We start from the raw sequence: 17,361 nt of genomic DNA, 5'->3' as shown, positions 1-17,361 counted from the left end.
CAGAATACAACCTTTCTTTTTTATTCATTTCAAGGTGCCTGAAATGAAAGAACACTTCTTCTAATAGGATTTCAGGGTGTTAAAAAAGCTGCGGACTTATGGATATTGTCCGCAGCTCACTATTAATCCTCTAATGACGTAAGGATGATTGGTTTATCTTTTGTCACGATAATCGAATGTTCGATTTGGGCCACTAATGATTTATCCGGCGTAATGAATGTCCAGCCATCACCGGCTTCTACAATATGCTCCGCCTTGGCTGAAATGAAAGGCTCAACCGCCAGCACCATGCCCTCTTTCATAATCGTTGTATCCCATGCATCATAATAATTTAAAATATGGTCTGGTGATTCGTGCAGGGAACGCCCTAAACCATGTCCTGTCAGGTTCATAATAACCGTCAGACCGTGGTCACGTGCTTCTCGTTCGACCGCTTTGCCGATTTGATTTAGTTTTGAACCTGCTTTAACCTTTGTCATTGCTCGATCAAATGCAGATTTCGCCACTGCGCAAAGCTTCTCTTTTTCTTCATAGCCATTACCGACAACAAAGGAAATACCAGTGTCTGCAAAATAACCATTCCATGATCCGGAAACATCGATATTCACAATGTCGCCTTCTTGAATAACTTTATCTCCTGGAATACCATGCGCTACCTCATGATTTACTGAAATACATGTATAGCCTGGAAAATCGTATTCTCCTTTAGGCCCCGATACCGCTTCCGCCTCTTCGAACATACGGCCGGCAATTTCATCTAGCTCCCGTGTTGTGACACCCGGCTTTGTTGCTGCTTTTAACGCTTCGCGAATTTCAGCAACGATCCGGCCGATTTTTTTAAATGCATCTAGCTCTTCCTGTGTTTTAACAATCATGCTCAAATTCCTCTCTTGATTAAAATGTCCCTTCTTACTATATCATATGAATTCGAGCGTGACACAGCAGAGTTTCTCGACCATTTACATAGAAAGCCCAAATCTGCCTATGCCTGCTTCAGTAATTTTGGCGCAGCTGTAAATAACAGGCTGGCTACTACTGCTGTTAGGATAATAGCTGGAATCATGTATGTGCCGTTATAAACAATAGAGTAAATCCATGCATTTTGGTCTCCTGCATATTCGGCAAAAAAGACTGCTCCTGCAATGGTATGTGCTGCATAACGAAGAAGTCCCCCAATGACTGTCCCTAAAGTAATATAGAGAATAATTCTGGATTTTACAGAATTACGGGCTGCTTCAAGTAACGGTTTTCTTACAACTGCCGCTAGTCCGACAACCGTGAATGCAAGACCGTAATCGAGAAGTCCCTGTACCCAATGGTAAATTTTTGGTGCGAACATCATTTGCAATATACCAATGAGCAGCCCTGTTGTCAGTCCCGCTCCTAAACCCCAGCGGATCGCCATTAATACAATCGGCACCATTACGAAGCTGACCGATCCTCCTTGAGGCATACTGATTGTCAGGGTGTCTAAAATAACCCCCACACCTGCGAAGACAGCAATCTCCACAAGCATTAATAATCTCTTTTTATCCATTCTAATGTCCCCCTTAGATGTAGAACACAAGAAGGTGGAATAGAAAAAAACGACCCCAGGACAGAGCCTGACATCGTTTGAAGTCGGTTTCCATCCACATCCCTACGCAAGTGTTAACTTACAGGTTCTAAGAGTCAGTGCAGATTCTGTGCACAATCTCAGCCGACTTACTCGGCTCCCCTTGTGGTACATCTTAAATTTCCTTTATTGTACGAGAGTATGATACATTTTTCAAGTACCCAAATTTATGAAACTTCTGAATAATTCATGCGTAAATAATATAAACTGGAAATTAAAAGGAGACGAAAAAATGGATACTAACAAAGGATTAAGTGCATTAAATTATTTCAGTGTGTTTTTCGCCCCGTTCATTGTTCCGATTATTGTTTATTTCGTAAGTTCCGATCCTGAAGTTAAACGTCATGCAATGCGGGCCTTACTATCTCATATAATCCCGATTATACTTGGTATTGTGCTGTTTATATTATTATTTGCTGCTGGATTATTCGGTGCACAAGGCAGCGAAGACACAGTATTTATTATGTGGGTAGTATTTGTTCTAGGTTACGGTATCCTTTATCTAGCCATTACTATTTGGAATGTGGTCCAAGGGATAAAAGTTCTCCGCTAATAAGTTTATGTAAAGAGGTGTTTTGGGTATTAAAAAAAGAAACATACTAAACATCATCACAAAAGCTAAAGGAGACTGACATATATGAAAATGAAAAACCTATTCAAAACAGCTGTTAAGTGGGCTCCTGTAGTATACCCCATTATAAAAAAAATGCTGGATAACCGAAAATCAAAAGCCTCCTCGATGACACGTCGGTCATAACTGTGTTTCACAGCAGAATATTTCCAATCGGACACTTTCTCTTCCGATTACCAAATGGATTTATCATTTGTTAAAAATGAAAAGGCAGCCCGACTTCCCGGACTGCCTTGTTTTTCCTAATCCGTCCTGTCGAGAGATTGTCACAGCCTGCTCTTTCGGAACCATTGCTGCAATTACTTTGCAATGCTCTACTTTAATACAATTTTCGTACGGCTATGACCTTCCTTCAGCTTTTCTACCTCTAAAATAGCAGGCATTGCTTCTTTCAGCTCTGCCACATGGGAGATGACCCCTACCATACGTCCGGATTTCTGTAATTCAATCAACGTATCAATCGCTCGGACTAATGACTCTTCATCAAGCGAACCAAACCCTTCATCAATAAACATTGTATCAATACGGACATTTCCCTGGAAGCTTTGGATGACATCAGCCATCCCAAGTGCTAAACAGAGGGAAGCATTGAATTTTTCTCCGCCGGATAAGGTTTTTACATCCCGTGCCTGCCCCGTATAGCCATCATATACATCAAGACTCAGGCCGCTTTGTCGGCCATGTGATTCCTGCCGTTCAGAACATTCCAGCCTGAACTGGCCATTTGATAAATGATTTAACCGCATATTGGCAGCTTCCGTAATTTGTTCTAAATACCCCATCTGCACGTATCGTTCGAAAGAAATACGAGGTTCATTTTTCCCACGGAGCACATCATACAGCTGGACAATTTCCCCCGAAATTTTTTCAAGCCGGTCAATTTCTTCGGCTGCCTCAGCAAGCTTTTGTGCATAGTACTCACATTGGACAGCATGCTCTTTTGTCTTATTTAACGTATTAAACGCCGCCTCATATGCTGACTTTAAAACCTGCAGCTGCAGGCGCATTGCTTCTATATCCGTCCATTCCTTTCCTTCGAGCGCCTGCTGTTCTGACTCTACAAATTCCTGGAGAGTATGGATTTCTTTTATAAAATCCATATACTGCTGCTTTAGTGCATCCATTTGTTCCGCTGTCCGCAGTGCTGACTTGAATGCTTCTTCATCTGTAAAATCTGCTTGAATAATAGCAATCTGCAGTTTCGTTTTTGCAGCTGAAAGCTTATCGGTTAGTGAATGCTTCAATTCTACAGTATGCTTTACTGCCTCCTGCGCCTTCACAAAATCAGTATGGGTATGTTCATACTGCAGCTCCGCCTCTTTTAACGCTTGCTGCAGGATAGTCATTTTTTGCTGTGCCTGCTTATAAGCTTCATTTACCTGTCCGAGTGTCTTTAATTGTTCAGGAATGTTACGCTGCTTTTCCAGCAAGATAGTCTCTTGTTGAATGAACTCTTGCTTCTTCTCTTCATGCTTCGCTCGTAATACTTCTAACTTCTCTTCACACTGAGCCAAAGCCTGCTGCGTTTGTTTTACTTTTGACTTCAATGTTGTAAGTTCCCCATTCTTCTCATGCAATGCTTTGACTTCAATGGCTGCTTTTTTATATTGCATTTGGTATTCCTCTGCGTTGGAAAGGTTCACGCCCAGCGCAAGTAGTGCTTCCTGCTGATCAAGCAGCTGTCCGTTGGCCGCTTCGAGTCTGCCGACTATAAACGATTGCTTGTGCTGGGAATGGGCTACTGTTTCCTTCATTTGCTGCAGTACCGTTTTGTCAATTGCTTCTTCTGCATGAATTCGGACATTTGGATGTTCTATACTGCCGCATACCGGACAAGCATCTCCCGGTACAAGTGTTACAGCTAGCTCATATGCCCGATGGTGAATCCATTTCTGCTCCTGCTCTTCATAAAGCTGTAGGGCATGTTCATAAGCTGTCCTTGCCTGCTCTTCCTCCATCTCTAGACTGGCAACCTGCTCGGTCACTTTCTCCAGCTTGTCGAATCCAAGGACTATTTCTCTCAGTCTTTGCTCGAGTGCTATCTTCTCCGGTAATATAATGACCTGCTCTTCAATGTTTTCCATCTGCCGGGTCTGTTCTTCTAAAAGCTTTTTATTCTTTTGAAAATGTGCTGTTACTTCCACTACCTCTTGTTCCACTTGTTTAGCCGAACTTTGCAACAGAGGAAGAAGGAGGGAAAGCTTATCAATTTCTTCGTAAATCGGCTTAACTCTTTCAAGCTCACTCATCTCGAGTGACAGGCTATTTCTTTCGGGTTCCCGGGCCTGCTCTTGCTTTAGACGCACCTCGGCCTCTAAAAATTGCGTTTCAAAACGCTGTAAGTCTGCCTCATAAGTAATCAGTCTTTTAGAAACAGCAGTAAGCTCTTGCTCCATTGTACTGCAAGCCTCATATAGCGGGACAATACCGGCCGCCTTTACGGCAGTCTCCCATTCTTTATTCTTCTGCTCGAATAGCGGACGTTCATTTTCCCTTTCGAAAAGCAAATCACGCTTTAATTGTAAATTGTAAAGGCGTTCATTTGTTCTTTCCCCTTCAATACACTTTTCCTGCATCTCATTATGTGCTTTGAAGCTTGCGGTATAAGCCGATTCATCCGTTAAAGATTTCTCTTCATAATATCGCTTCTCTTCATCAAGTGCGTGCAAAATTTGATGGACATTTGCATGGTTTTCTATCCGTTCAAATAAGGAAGATTCACGCATTGGCAAAGCTCCGGAAATTTGGTCGATATATTGGTCACGCAGCGCCTTTGCCATTTTTGCCTGTTCTTCTGCAGCCTGCTTTTTCCCTTCCAGCTTTTTCGCCATTTCTCCATATCGTTCTGTTTTAAATATTTTACGTAGAATAGCTTCCTTATTTTCTGTCTGTGAGGTTAATAGCTTACGGAATTCCCCTTGCGGCAGCATAATAATCTGATTGAATTGATCGTAGGTTAACCCTATGATTTCTTCAATTTTTGTATTGATTTCCTTTGCCTTTTGCCGTTCCACTACTTTAATTTCTTCGCCTTTAGGTCCAATTTCAAAAAATGCATAGTCTTCGCCTGTCGCTGTTTTTCTTCCTTTTTTCACATGTGGAAGCTGACGGAATACACGGTAAGTCCGTCCATGCACTTCAAATAACAGCTCAACAGCGGTATGTACCTTGTCTTCAGCAAATTGACTGCGGAGCGACTTTTGATCCTTCCGGTCGGAACCGCTGCCGCTGCCATACAAAGCAAAGGCAATGCCATCAAAGATCGTCGTTTTTCCTGCTCCTGTCTTTCCGGAAATAACAAATAATCGATGGTTTTCAAGCTGTGTAAAATCAATTATCTCCTCGCCTTTATAAGGACCAAACGCACGCATCATGAGTTTAAGAGGCTTCATTTTGTTCCTACCTCCTGCCCTTCCCGTTCTTCTACCAGCAATTCATTTAACGCTTCCTTAAATAATTGCAGCATCATATCGCTCGGCTCCTGTTTTGTTACTTCTCCATAAAAAGCTTTAAATAAGGTGAAATCATCCAGTTGCTCACGTTTCGGTAGTCCTTTTTCCTCGTTCGGTGACAGGCGAATCGTTTTACGCTCTACATGCAAAGCATTTTTATATACTGTACGAACCTGCTCCATCGCATTAATGACAGGCGCTGGATCAGTAAGACGAACAAAAACATAATCGTCGCTTTCCTCATGCCTTAAAATTTGCTGGATTTCCCCTTCTACGACGCGGATGTCACGCCGTGGAATGAGCTTTCTCTTTTCTACCTGCACACTTCCATCTGCCGCTAACTCTACTACATAAAAGCCTTTTTCATGAACTGCTTCGGACAATGAGTATTTTAATGGTGAGCCGGCATAGCGGATTTTCTCATGCAACACATAATGTGCCTTATGCAAATGCCCTAATGCTGTATAATGAAACGCAGCAAAATGCTCAGCGTTTACGCATTCTGAACCACCAATAGCAAGCGGTCTTTCAGAATCGCTTGTGTTTTCTGCGTCCTCTCCGTAAGGGGTCACAAAAGCGTGGGCAACTGCAACATGACGGACTCCTTGCTTCATGTTCTGCTGTATATGAGTAATCGTTTCTTTCATCGCATCGTCATAAGTCGACACCTGACGATTGCCAAATACCTGTCTAATAATGCTCGGTTCAGCAAACGGAATAAGATGAAAATGCACTTCCCCATGCTCGTCCTCCAGCACAACCGGCTTCAGATCTCCACTCATCTCCCCTGCCAGATAAAGCCCAGCATCTTGCATAAGCTTACTGCCAAACTGCAGTCGTGTTGGACTATCATGATTACCCGAAATAGCGATTACCGGGATTCTCCGCTTTAACACGATTTCCGCAAAAGTATCATCCAGTAAATTCACAGCGTCCACCGGGGGGATGGCCCTGTCGTATAAATCTCCCGCTATAATGATGGCATCTGGTTTTTCTTTATCAATGGCATCCAGGAACTGCTGTAAAATATATCGTTGGTCGTCTGTCATGTACACACCCTGGACCAGCTTTCCTAAATGCCAGTCAGCCGTATGAAAGATTTTCATACTATTTGCCTCCTTTCAATCTCCGTTGAATTACCAATATCATACATCATGTCAACGATAATTAAAACATACGTTCTATTTATGTCCGAAATTATTATTTTGGCCCTTTCCCGACATCACTTCCTGCTATTTCGCTAAGAGGAGGATTTTCTCCCCAGGCACTTTTAAGCATTCATTTTTTGTTTTGCCGGAAAGGGAAAAGCGACTCCTTCTTATAGAAAGAATCGCTTCCAACGTTCATAGCCATAATAGCCTACGACCTCTTCAATCGGTTTTGCTACCTGGCTCTTTTCTTCCCTTGTCTGCTGATGCTCCCGCTGCTTTAACAGTTCTTTAAAAGTCACCGGATTTGGTTTCGGCAATTCTGCTGCACTTAGCTTCTGCAAGCCGCGTTTTTCCAAAAATGCATTTGCCATCAACATATATCCTTCCATATTAGGGTGAACATCAGAAGGATTGGGCAAAAACCTGGCTTCTTCCCCGCCAAAGCTTACAGGGACAAACTCAGCTTCGGATTGCTCAGCTATACGCTGTAAAATGTTATTCAATATACTAAGCTGCTCTTTGACTCCTTGTATTTGCGTCTCATGTACACTTGTATAAGGGAAGTAATATCCCATTACATATACCTTTGCCTGCGGTGCAAGCTTATTCACCTGCATCAAAAGCTCTGTATAATCTTTCCTTGCCTTATTCAAGGCAAAATTAGCCGTTAGTTGAGAGTAGCTAATGGAGCCGGTCGCAGAATTATGCGATACAAGGGAAAGCAAATCATTCGCGCCGGCTGAAATAGTAACAAGGGTTGCATTCTTCAATAACTGGCGTGCTTCTTCCGTCTGAACCCGCTCCAGAACATCCCCTACTGTATAACCCGGAAAGGCAAGCTGCTTTGTAAATGATGCCAGCTGGCCGGAGCGCATTAATTGCATAGCAATTAAATCGGTATAGCCATTATCAATTTCTGCATATGGTGTTTGCCCGGCCGCTAGTGAATCTCCAAGTGCAACATACAATTCCTTGGCTGAAGCACTAGATGTGAACAGAAAAGATGCAAGGAGAACAATCAACACCTTTTTCATCCTGCACCCCTCCCTTTTACTGTATTTAATAAATATTATTTGTACGGCTGCCCAGGTTGGCGGCGATAGAATACGGCTTTTTTAACAAAAACAAAGGCTTCGTTAGAATGCCCAGCTTCCGTTCCGGAAGATCGGCTCCAATGTTCCGTCTGCCAACTCCCCATCAATATCCATTTGTGCACTGCCAATCATAAAGTCTTCATGTGTGATGGATGTATTAATACCAAGTGCTTCAAGCTGTCCTTCCTCTAATGTGCGCCCGCCTTCGTAGCAAGTAGGATATGCTTCGCCGATAGCGAGATGATTGGAGGCATTTTCATCAAACAATGTATTGTAATATAAAATATTAGAAGAAGAAATAGGTGATTCATGTGGAACAAGGGCTACTTCCCCTAAATAGCCAGACCCTTCATCTGCTGTAATAAGCTGCTGCAGCAGATCGTTTCCTACTTCCGCATGTGCCTTTATGATCTTTCCTTTTTCAAATGTTAAAGAAAACTGGTCAATAATATTACCTTTATAAGCAAGCGGCTTTGTATTGGATACTGTCCCATTCACGCCGTACTTGGCTGGCATTGTATAAACTTCTTCCGTCGGCATATTTGCAATAAATGTTACTCCTTGCGGGGATTTACTTCCTCCTGTCAGCCAGATATGCTTGTCCGGCAGCTCAATTGTTAAGTCTGTTCCCGGAGCTTTGTAGTGCAGTTTTTTATAGCGCTTTTCATTCAGCATGGCTGCCCGCTTTTCTAAGTTAGCTACATGCTCACGCCAAGCTTGCACAGCATCCCCTTCGCCGATACGTACAGTTTGGAAAATTGCATCCCAAAGGGCATCCATCTGCTTTTCCTCCGGTAAAGAGGGAAATACTTTCGCTGCCCATTCCTGTGAAGGTACCGCTACAATAGACCACGCTACATCATCATTCATGACAGCCTTTCGATACCCTGCAAGCGCTGTACCCGCTGCCTTTTGGTGAGTAGAAATCTTTTTTACATCGATGCCTTTCAGTAAATCCGGGTCTGCCGCATCAATCCATAAAAATGCGCCATGGCGGTCGATGAGTTCCTGACGCTGCTCAACAATCCACCGCGGAAATTTTTCAAGCTCCTCAACTGTCGCATTTTCAAAAAAAGCGCGTTCAAACACATCATCTGTCAAATTGACATGAACCCGCCCTGCACCAGCTTCATACGCCTTTTTCACCACTTCTCGTGTGAACGGAAGCGTATCTGTGGAAGTGTTGATTAATAGATACTGCCCTTGTTGAATATTTACTCCAATCTTTACAACCAGCTCTGCAAACGCAGACAATTTCTCCCCAAACGTCATAGATTACTGCCCCTTTTTAAATGTTCTTTTTGTTTTTAATGCGCCATCCTTTAACTTATATGGCTTTTTTGCCGGCTTCTTGTCTTCCTTGCTTATATCCTTCTTCAACGTTTTTTCTACAGTTTTTGCATTTCCTTCAATTAACATACCTTGGGCCCATACTTTTTGGACCGGCTTCGCTGAAATTTCACGCGTCCATTTTTTGTATGTCTTCTCATCCTTGTAGGAAAGAAGCGTCAATACTTCTCCATCGGCTCCGGCCCGTCCTGTACGTCCTGAACGGTGAAGATACTGCTCAATTGTACGGGGAACATCCACATGAATAACATGTGTCAGTCCAGCAATATCAAGTCCGCGTGCTGCAATATCCGTAGCGATTAAAATACGGGCTTCCCCTTTACGAAAAGCATCCAGAGCTTTCTTCCGCTCTTCCTTTTTCATATCAGAATGAAGGGTAACAATCGGTGTTTCTTTATATTTCAGCTTTGTTTCTTTCATCAATACTTGATCAATGTTATTAACAAAGGCCAGACCATGCATTCCCTCTTGGTTAGCCAGGCGCCGAAGCATATTTGTTTTATCCCGTTCCTCTACCTTTACGAAGGAATGGACTACTTCCCCTACTTTCACCATTTCTTCAGGTTTAATTTTAAAACGGGCTGGATCAAACATCATTCGCTCCGCCACAAGCTCGATTTCCTCAGTTATCGTCGCAGACACAACCACAACTTGGCGTCCCCAGGCAGATCCATCAATGAATGATTTCACTACAACCCGATATTCACGGCTCAGCAACTGGTCACATTCATCAAGCACAATCGTTTCAATTTCCTTGAGCTTTAACTTCCCACTTCTTGCCAACTCATTTAATCTTCCGGGTGTCCCGACAACAATTGTCGGTTTTTTCTTAAGTTTTTCAATTTGGCGCGCTGAGTTAGCCCCTCCAATTAATTGCTGCACTGTAATATCCGTTCCAGCTGTCCACTCACGGATCACTTCTACAATTTGCATAGCCAGCTCTTGAGATGGTGCCACAATCAAGGCCTGCGTCTGTTTTTTCGAGCCATCTACCTTATTTAAAATAGGCAGCACATAGGCAAGGGTCTTTCCCGAGCCTGTCGGAGATTCTGCGACGATATCTTTCCCTTCCAGCATAGTCGGAATCATTTCCTGCTGTATTTTCATTTCAGAATCAAACGGCCATTTCTTCTGTAGCGTTTCATTTAAAAGTTGAATAACTGACATTGTTTATACCTACCTTTGTTTACTTGAGTTTAGTGTAACATATATACGTAGCAAAAGACCTGCCTTAACGACAGGTCTTTATGAAGCTTATTCAGATGAAAATAACTTGTGCTAGTTTGCGCATACATCGTATCCGCAGGCAGTAATAGCCGCTTCTGCTAGCACAATGAGCGAATCAATATAATGCTCACCAAGCTTTAGCTCTTTATTGACGATGGAGAGCTCTGTACACCCCAGTACGACATAATCGCACCCTTCCATTGCCTGCTCGATCGGTGCCCATATTTCTTCCGTCACCTCACGGCCAGCCTTGACATAATCATAAATAACAGACATCACCTGCTTTTGGATATCAGCAGATGGTGTGACCGGTACTAACCCCTGTTCCTCCAGCGCTTTTTGATAGACACCAGCCATCAGTGTCCCGTCCGTAGCCAAAATGCCGACACGTTTTGCGCCAAGCTTTTTGGCACGTTCAGCCGTTTCACGAATCATATGGAGGACCGGCACAGGGGATGCCTGCTGAAGGTCCTCATAAAACGAATGGGCTGTATTACACGGAATACAGATGACCCCTGCCCCATATTCCGCAAGTTTTTTTGCATCCCGGGCTAAATACGGCATAGGATTCTCCTTTGAATCGTCCAGTATATATGCTGTACGATCAGGGATTGACGTATCATTGTCGATAATCGTATGAATATGTTCTTGATCTTTTTTTGCTTTTGTACGGCGCACAATCATCTCACCGATCAGCATTGTAGCAAGCGGACCAACTCCGCCTATAATTCCTAAAACTTTTTTCATTTATTCAGACAGACCTTTATTGTTGAAGTATTTTTTGTATTTACGGTAATAGTTTAAACTGTTTAACGACAATTTAGTCCACCGTTTCACATTCATATCCTGATTGAAAAACAGGGAATTTGTATATTTCCCTTCACGGATCAGGCTTTTCGCCTTCAATTTTAATTTTTCGTTAGAGGCATATTTGAACAGTACACCCTTTGGAATGATCATCCATAAATGTTCATTATCTGCATATGTCAGATTTTGCTTAATATCAAGCATATGGTCATCCGCTACGTATTTCATCAAATTATAGCCGGCAGCTGTCACATAATAGCTTGAACGTCCATTACGGAGGTTGATTTCAAAGAGCTTATATTGTTTGTCACGTACATCATATTTCATGTCAAAGTTTGCAAACCCTACATAACCGATATCTTCCAAGAAGAATCTCACCTGGTCCATCAATTCCTTGTCGTATGTTGTGACAATAGCTGCATAGCTGCCAATACCTTCCGGGGAATGTTCTTCTAAAATCGGGTTACCAAGACACATCAGCTTTACTTTTCCGTCTTTTCCTACATAAGCATTCAGCACGCGCATATAGGAATCGTCACCTGGGATGAATTCCTGGACAATCATTGTGTCCTGGTATGTAGAGCTGTAAATCGCTTTTAAAATCGCCGTTTTTTCCGCCTCATCATGAGCAATGAACACCTTCTTTTTCCCCGGGAATTTACAAGCCCAATATTCCACGGAATTGGATGCTTTTAAAATAATCGGATAATCAAAAGGCGGGATGAAAGATTCATAATCTTCTGCTGTAACCGTTGTTGTACCCGGATACTTGAATCCGTACTTCTCACACATTTTATAGAAGTTTTCTTTTAACAGGATTTGATCCATCAATGATTCATCAATATATGGAACAGTGAACCATTGCTGCAATGTCGGTTTATTTTTGATGATCAGTTTTGCATAATCATCTCCGCAGGCTAAAAGCAATAGCTTTTTGTCAGGATACTGTGCCGCTACTTTTTCCATTGCTCCTACGAACACTTCCTGACTGTTAAGATCATCGATTTGCTGGAAATGTAAAATACGGCTGTCCTGTGTTGGTGTTAAATGGGAACGGCCCAGTACGACCGGCTTTAAACCATACGCTTCATAAAAAGCCCGTGCCATCCCATATGCATTCATATCCGAACCTAATAATATCGGTAAAAATGGTTGTTCTTTTACTACCATTATCTATTCAACTCTCTTTGGCTTTAATTTCGTTAAAGTTTATTTTATCACATTTTATACTACGGTTACGCGGAAAGTATTGCAAGATTTGATACGCAGAAATAAACAAAAAACTAGCATGATGAACATCATCACACTAGTTTTCCTATCAAATAATTATCTTTTCATGCACATTATGTGAAAAAACTAAACCGCCTCGATAATTAAAGCGATCCCTTGCCCTCCGCCAATACACAAGCTCGCGGCTGCATATTTGCCTCCACGGCGGCGCAGTTCGTACGCTGCACTGAGGATGACCCGTGTACCGCTTGCTCCAACCGGATGACCAAGAGCAATCGCCCCGCCATTAACGTTTGTTTTTTCACGGTCCAGTCCAAGCTCTTTTTCCACTGCTAAATACTGTGCTGCGAACGCTTCATTTACCTCTATTAAATCCAAGTCCTCCAGCTGTAGATTTGCACGCTCCAATGCCTGGTTAATAGCAGGTACAGGGCCAATTCCCATGACAGTAGGGTCAACGCCGGCTACTCCCCATGATACGATGCGGGCAATCGGCTTCAGTCTGTTTTCCTCAACAAAATGCTCACTTGCGACAACAACGGAAGCAGCCCCATCATTAATACCGGAAGCATTGGCTGCTGTTACTGTCCCGTCTTTTTTAAATGCCGGGCGGAGCTTCGCAAGCGATTCCAATGTCCCGCCTTCTTTAATATGTTCATCTGTATCGATCACGATATCACCTTTACGTGTTGTGATCGTCACTGGTACTATCTCTTCTTTAAATTTCCCTGCTTGGCGGGCAGCCGCCGCACGTGCATGGGACAATAAAGCAAATTCGTCCTGCTCCGCTCGCGTAATATCGTATTGCTCTGCCAGCTTTTCCGCTGTCATCCCCATGCCGTTGCCTGTGTACTGGTCTGTTAACGTCGCCGACAGCATATCAATGAATGTTAAATCCCCCATTTTCGCACCGCCAAACCGCTGTGTAAAATTCGAATAAGGTGACTGCGACATATTTTCCGCCCCGCCTGCCAATACGACATCGGCCTCTTTAAGCAGGATTTGTTGGGCAGCAGTTATGACAGACTGCATACCTGAACCACAAAGTCTATTTTGTGTAAGGGCAGGTACTTCCTGCGGTACACCGGCATATAAACCGATATGTCTTGCTAAATAAGCCGAATTCGGCCCCGTTGTTATAACTCCCCCATATACTACATGATCCACCTGCTCCGGCTTTATTCCCGAACGTTTTAACGCTTCCACTGCTGTGGCTGTTCCGAGCTGTACAGCATCCATTCCTGCAAACGAACCACCGAATGCTGTAAAGGCAGTTCTTGCTCCATCTACTATATATATATTTGTCATGTCAAATCCCCTTTGCTTATTTAAACATTTTGTGTTGGGCGCAGTGTATGTTTCAGCACTTTCCCCGAAGCATTACGCGGCAGGCTACTAATAAATTCGATATCGGCAGGCACTTTATATTTTGCCAGCTGTGTTCTTGCATGTTGTAAAATATCTGCTTCTGTAAGTGATGCCCCTTCCTTTAGGACGACGAAAGCTTTGGCCACTTCTCCGTAAACTTCATGCGGTATACCGACTACTGCTGCCTCCAGAACTTCCGGCATTTGATAAAGCACTTCCTCGATTTCAACCGGATAAATATTCTCTCCGCCCCGGATGATCATATCCTTTTTGCGATCTACGATATAAAGATAGCCCTCTTCGTCAAATCTCCCTAAATCTCCTGAATGAAGCCATCCATTCCGGATTGCAGCAGATGTCTCTTCCGGATTCCGCAAGTACCCTTTCATTACTTGAGGTCCGCGAACACAGATTTCTCCTACTTCCCCAACTGGTACTTCCTCTCCCTCAGCATCAACAAGCTTTACATCTGTTCTTGCAAGCGGTCTTCCAACCGAACCTATTTTTACAAGAGCTGCCTCATCAAGTAACGAAGTCGCTGCCGGGGTATTTTCCGTCTGGCCGTATAAGTTTTGTACGGCTACTTTTGGAAATGCCTCCTTTAAGCGTTTCACTAGTTCATATGGCATCGGCGCTGCCCCGTAGCAGAACAGGCGGAGATGTTCAAAATTATAGTTTTTCAACTCAGGCTTATTAAGAAGGATTGTATACATAGCAGGTACACCAAAGAAAATAGTGGCCTCTGTTTCTACTAGATGTGTAAGTGTATGGTCAGCTGAAAAACTTTCTGCTATGATCACTGTCCCGCCGCGGTACATTGTCGGGACTGCAAATACATGGCTTCCTGCACAATGGAACAGCGGCGTACAAATATACATGCGGTCCTCATGTGTCATGTTCATAGACTCTGACCATATTTCTGCCGTTTCGTATATATTCCGGTGCGACAGCATCACACCCTTCGGCTTGCCAGTCGTTCCTGATGTATACATGACGACTGCCGTATCATCAGCTTCCAGGGAAATGAAATCCTCACCTTCAAAAGAATCGCCCTCTAAAATAGAACGGATATCCTGTAGATTCAGCTCTTCTTTAAAATGGTAGTTTGTCGCCTCAAGTGTTTGGGCGATGGCATCATCATAAAAAATTGCTTTTGCTTCCGAATGCATGAAAATATAATCCACTTCGGGTGCTGCAAGCTTTGTATTGACCGGCATTACGGTACATCCTGCCAGCTGCACTCCGTAATAAACAGCCATGAATAAATCTGAATTAAGCATAAACTGGGCGATAATATCCCCCTTTTGATAACCGTGGCTTTGCAGATAGCCAGCAATTTTCTTTGCATGATGATAAAGTTCACGGTACGACCATTCATTGCCCTCAAATATAATTGCCGTTTCTTCTGGTCTGTCGAGTGCATGCTGTGTTAATACATTTGTCATAAACATTTGAAGCCCTCCCCCTAATTTAAAGCCTTCAATTTCTCTTACATGCTTACCAGTTTCTATTTTAAAATTTGTTTTGCAATGATGTTTTTCATAATCTCGGTTGTACCTGCGTAAATCGCCGCAACAGGAATGTCCCGGTAACGGCGGGCAATTTCGTATTCCTCCATATAGCCATATCCCCCGTGAAGCTGTAGACATTCACTCGCCACACGTTTGGCCATTTCACTAATCCACCACTTGGCCATCGATACTTCTTTCACAATTTCCTCACCGGCAATATGCTTGGCAGCTAAAGAATTTACATATGTACGGCCAATATCGATTTCTGTTGCCATCTCCGCCAGCTTGAACTGTGTATTCTGAAAATCTGCTATACGGCTGCCGAATGCCTTTCGTTCCTTCACATAGTCCATTGTCAGCTTCAGCATCGCTTCAGCCTCAACCTGTACCTCAATCGCTACAATGAGACGTTCTTGCTGCAGTTTATCCATCAAGTAATAAAAGCCTTTTCCTTCTTCTCCTAAAAGGTTTTCAGCAGGCACCTTCGCATCCTCGAAAATCAGCTCTCCAGTATCTGCCGAATGCATGCCGATTTTATCGAGCTTTTTCCCCCGCTTAAAGCCAGGTGTTCCTGTCTCCACTACAAGAAGGCTGATCCCTTTGTAGGCAGGTTTTGCCTGCGGGTCGGTTTTACAGACTACTACTACATAATCAGCATTGACCCCATTCGTAATAAAGGTTTTCTCACCATTTAAAATGTAGTAATCCCCCTCTCTCCTAGCGGTCGTACCGATTCCCGCCAAGTCTGACCCGGCACCTGGCTCTGTCATGGCGACTGCCGAAACCAGCTCTCCTGTCACACTTTTTGGCAGCCAACGTTGTTTCTGTTCTTCTGTCCCATATGCTTCTATATAGGGGGTAACGATATCCGAATGGAGGGCAATGCCACTTGCCAATCCTGCCCCGACATGTTCCAGCTCCTCTGTCAAAATCATAGAGTAGCCAAAATCCAGCCCAAGGCCGCCATATTCCTCACTGACCATCGGACATAAAAAGCCATTCTCCCCAAGCTTGTGCCAAAACGCCCGGGGGACGTCCCGCTTTCTTTCCCACTCTTCAAAATAAGGATATGCTTCCTTATCAAGCATTTTTCGTAGCGATTTACGAAACATTTCATGTTCTTCTGTAAACAAACACCCCATACTTGTCAGCCCCTTATAAGTCAGAAAATTAAAACTTATTGATATTTTAACAATGAATACCTATTCATGGCAATGAGAATTCCGCCGTTTTACAAGAAAAAGAAGCTTTTACTCTCTTGTTTTTTCACTATAATGAAAAGAGAAATGGAGGAAAACACTATGCAGTATGCATTGCTCGGAGATTTGCACTCTCATTACGAAAATACAAAATCCGTTCTATACCATATCGGAGAAATAGCACCGAATGCGCAGATAATCGGCTTAGGCGATTTATTCGAATGTAAAATCGGCAAAAAGAAAGCCGCTTCTTTAACAAGCCTTATTCCTCTCAAAGAGGCAGTCATTCTACAGGAAAAGTTTTGTAAGCTTCTTACATTCCCTTCTATTATCGGCAACCAAGAAGAACGGATTGCACACGTAACCGGGGAACAAAAGTTTCTTCAATATAAGGAGCAAGTTATCATTGAAAAAGCGACATTGCTCCACGGCCATCAATTTCACTGGAATGAAAAGTTTGAGCCGCGCTTTCCGACTTATGAAACACCGCTGTTATTTTTTGGACACAGCCACCGTGCAGCTATTTATATTGAAAAAATCCGGACAAAAATTGATTACAATCTACCGATTCATGTAGGGAATGGACAAACATATGAGATTAATGTAGGCTCCGTTGTAGAATCGCGAGACTGGTGCCTGTATGATAGTGAGCAAATGACAGTCACTTTCTTTCAGGCGCCTCTTCATAAATAACTTGTATTTAGAAAAAACGATCCGGGAACCTTC

General features: G+C 43.1%; 14 protein-coding genes and 1 riboswitch. Of the genes, 2 read left to right on the top strand and 12 right to left on the bottom strand.

Annotated features, from left to right (window positions below; all coding sequences use genetic code 11):
• Positions 1 to 122: 122 nt before the first annotated feature.
• Positions 123 to 875: a type I methionyl aminopeptidase gene (map, locus tag BOD01S_RS17405; RefSeq protein WP_036151816.1), complete on the bottom strand. Its 753-nt coding sequence runs from the start codon at positions 873 to 875 to the stop codon at positions 123 to 125.
• A 107-nt stretch (positions 876 to 982) separates the two neighbouring features.
• Positions 983 to 1,537 carry an energy-coupled thiamine transporter ThiT gene (thiT, locus tag BOD01S_RS17400; RefSeq protein WP_036151813.1) on the bottom strand — a complete coding sequence of 185 codons (555 nt, stop codon included), beginning with the start codon at positions 1,535 to 1,537 and terminating at the stop codon, positions 983 to 985.
• An 82-nt stretch (positions 1,538 to 1,619) separates the two neighbouring features.
• A riboswitch (TPP riboswitch) is annotated at positions 1,620 to 1,729 on the bottom strand.
• 118 nt (positions 1,730 to 1,847) lie between these two features.
• Here thiT and BOD01S_RS17395 point away from each other — a divergent pair.
• On the top strand, positions 1,848 to 2,168 hold the full coding sequence (locus tag BOD01S_RS17395; RefSeq protein WP_036151811.1) for a DUF4870 domain-containing protein: 321 nt from the start codon (positions 1,848 to 1,850) through the stop codon (positions 2,166 to 2,168).
• A gap of 392 nt (positions 2,169 to 2,560) precedes the next feature.
• Here the strand turns inward: BOD01S_RS17395 and BOD01S_RS17390 are convergent, their stop codons facing one another.
• The 10 genes from BOD01S_RS17390 to BOD01S_RS17345 form a co-directional block, all read right to left on the bottom strand.
• Positions 2,561 to 5,638, bottom strand: a complete 3,078-nt coding sequence (locus BOD01S_RS17390; RefSeq protein WP_036151808.1) for an AAA family ATPase — start codon at positions 5,636 to 5,638, stop codon at positions 2,561 to 2,563.
• On the bottom strand, positions 5,635 to 6,804 hold the full coding sequence (locus BOD01S_RS17385; protein ID WP_036151806.1) for an exonuclease SbcCD subunit D: 1,170 nt from the start codon (positions 6,802 to 6,804) through the stop codon (positions 5,635 to 5,637). Before BOD01S_RS17385 ends, BOD01S_RS17390 begins: the two co-directional genes overlap by 4 nt.
• Before the next feature lie 212 nt (positions 6,805 to 7,016).
• Positions 7,017 to 7,883: an SGNH/GDSL hydrolase family protein gene (locus tag BOD01S_RS17380; protein WP_036151805.1), complete on the bottom strand. Its 867-nt coding sequence runs from the start codon at positions 7,881 to 7,883 to the stop codon at positions 7,017 to 7,019.
• 102 nt (positions 7,884 to 7,985) lie between these two features.
• On the bottom strand, positions 7,986 to 9,215 hold the full coding sequence (locus tag BOD01S_RS17375) for an aminopeptidase (RefSeq protein ID WP_036151802.1): 1,230 nt from the start codon (positions 9,213 to 9,215) through the stop codon (positions 7,986 to 7,988).
• A 3-nt stretch (positions 9,216 to 9,218) separates the two neighbouring features.
• Positions 9,219 to 10,460 (bottom strand): DEAD/DEAH box helicase, encoded by a 1,242-nt coding sequence (locus tag BOD01S_RS17370; RefSeq protein WP_052124723.1) that lies wholly within the window; start codon positions 10,458 to 10,460, stop codon positions 9,219 to 9,221.
• 111 nt (positions 10,461 to 10,571) lie between these two features.
• A complete protein-coding gene (gene cuyB, locus BOD01S_RS17365) occupies positions 10,572 to 11,267 on the bottom strand; it encodes a cysteate racemase (RefSeq protein ID WP_036151800.1) in 696 nt (231 codons plus the stop codon).
• A complete protein-coding gene (locus BOD01S_RS17360; RefSeq protein WP_036151798.1) occupies positions 11,268 to 12,497 on the bottom strand; it encodes a carboxylate--amine ligase in 1,230 nt (409 codons plus the stop codon).
• A 186-nt stretch (positions 12,498 to 12,683) separates the two neighbouring features.
• Entirely contained in the window at positions 12,684 to 13,865 is a 1,182-nt protein-coding gene (locus BOD01S_RS17355; protein ID WP_036151796.1) for an acetyl-CoA C-acetyltransferase, read from the bottom strand.
• Positions 13,866 to 13,885: 20 nt separating this feature from the next.
• Entirely contained in the window at positions 13,886 to 15,376 is a 1,491-nt protein-coding gene (locus BOD01S_RS17350; protein ID WP_036151794.1) for a class I adenylate-forming enzyme family protein, read from the bottom strand.
• Between the two features lie 56 nt (positions 15,377 to 15,432).
• Complete coding sequence (locus tag BOD01S_RS17345) at positions 15,433 to 16,578, bottom strand: acyl-CoA dehydrogenase family protein (protein ID WP_036151792.1); 1,146 nt, start codon at positions 16,576 to 16,578, stop codon at positions 15,433 to 15,435.
• Between the two features lie 132 nt (positions 16,579 to 16,710).
• Here BOD01S_RS17345 and BOD01S_RS17340 point away from each other — a divergent pair, with 132 nt between their 5' ends.
• Complete coding sequence (locus tag BOD01S_RS17340; RefSeq protein ID WP_322786766.1) at positions 16,711 to 17,328, top strand: metallophosphoesterase family protein; 618 nt, start codon at positions 16,711 to 16,713, stop codon at positions 17,326 to 17,328.
• Positions 17,329 to 17,361 lie beyond the last annotated feature (33 nt).

The sequence above is a fragment of the Lysinibacillus odysseyi 34hs-1 = NBRC 100172 genome, from assembly GCF_001591965.1.
GTDB classification, from domain to species: Bacteria; Bacillota; Bacilli; order Bacillales_A; family Planococcaceae; genus Lysinibacillus_B; species Lysinibacillus_B odysseyi.
Note: the sequence above shows the minus strand (reverse complement) of the source record. Positions and strands in the feature narration are given on the sequence as shown.

Coding starts and splice junctions, on each gene's coding strand:
- BOD01S_RS17340 (WP_322786766.1), top strand. CDS start 16,711: ATGAAAAGAGAAATGGAGGAAAACACTATGCAGTATGCATTGCTCGGA.
- BOD01S_RS17380 (WP_036151805.1), bottom strand. CDS start 7,883: ATGAAAAAGGTGTTGATTGTTCTCCTTGCATCTTTTCTGTTCACATCT.
- BOD01S_RS17385 (WP_036151806.1), bottom strand. CDS start 6,804: ATGAAAATCTTTCATACGGCTGACTGGCATTTAGGAAAGCTGGTCCAG.
- BOD01S_RS17395 (WP_036151811.1), top strand. CDS start 1,848: ATGGATACTAACAAAGGATTAAGTGCATTAAATTATTTCAGTGTGTTT.
- thiT (WP_036151813.1), bottom strand. CDS start 1,537: ATGGATAAAAAGAGATTATTAATGCTTGTGGAGATTGCTGTCTTCGCA.
- BOD01S_RS17355 (WP_036151796.1), bottom strand. CDS start 13,865: ATGACAAATATATATATAGTAGATGGAGCAAGAACTGCCTTTACAGCA.
- BOD01S_RS17360 (WP_036151798.1), bottom strand. CDS start 12,497: ATGGTAGTAAAAGAACAACCATTTTTACCGATATTATTAGGTTCGGAT.
- BOD01S_RS17370 (WP_052124723.1), bottom strand. CDS start 10,460: ATGTCAGTTATTCAACTTTTAAATGAAACGCTACAGAAGAAATGGCCG.
- BOD01S_RS17390 (WP_036151808.1), bottom strand. CDS start 5,638: ATGAAGCCTCTTAAACTCATGATGCGTGCGTTTGGTCCTTATAAAGGC.
- BOD01S_RS17375 (WP_036151802.1), bottom strand. CDS start 9,215: ATGACGTTTGGGGAGAAATTGTCTGCGTTTGCAGAGCTGGTTGTAAAG.
- cuyB (WP_036151800.1), bottom strand. CDS start 11,267: ATGAAAAAAGTTTTAGGAATTATAGGCGGAGTTGGTCCGCTTGCTACA.
- BOD01S_RS17350 (WP_036151794.1), bottom strand. CDS start 15,376: ATGTTTATGACAAATGTATTAACACAGCATGCACTCGACAGACCAGAA.
- map (WP_036151816.1), bottom strand. CDS start 875: ATGATTGTTAAAACACAGGAAGAGCTAGATGCATTTAAAAAAATCGGC.
- BOD01S_RS17345 (WP_036151792.1), bottom strand. CDS start 16,578: ATGGGGTGTTTGTTTACAGAAGAACATGAAATGTTTCGTAAATCGCTA.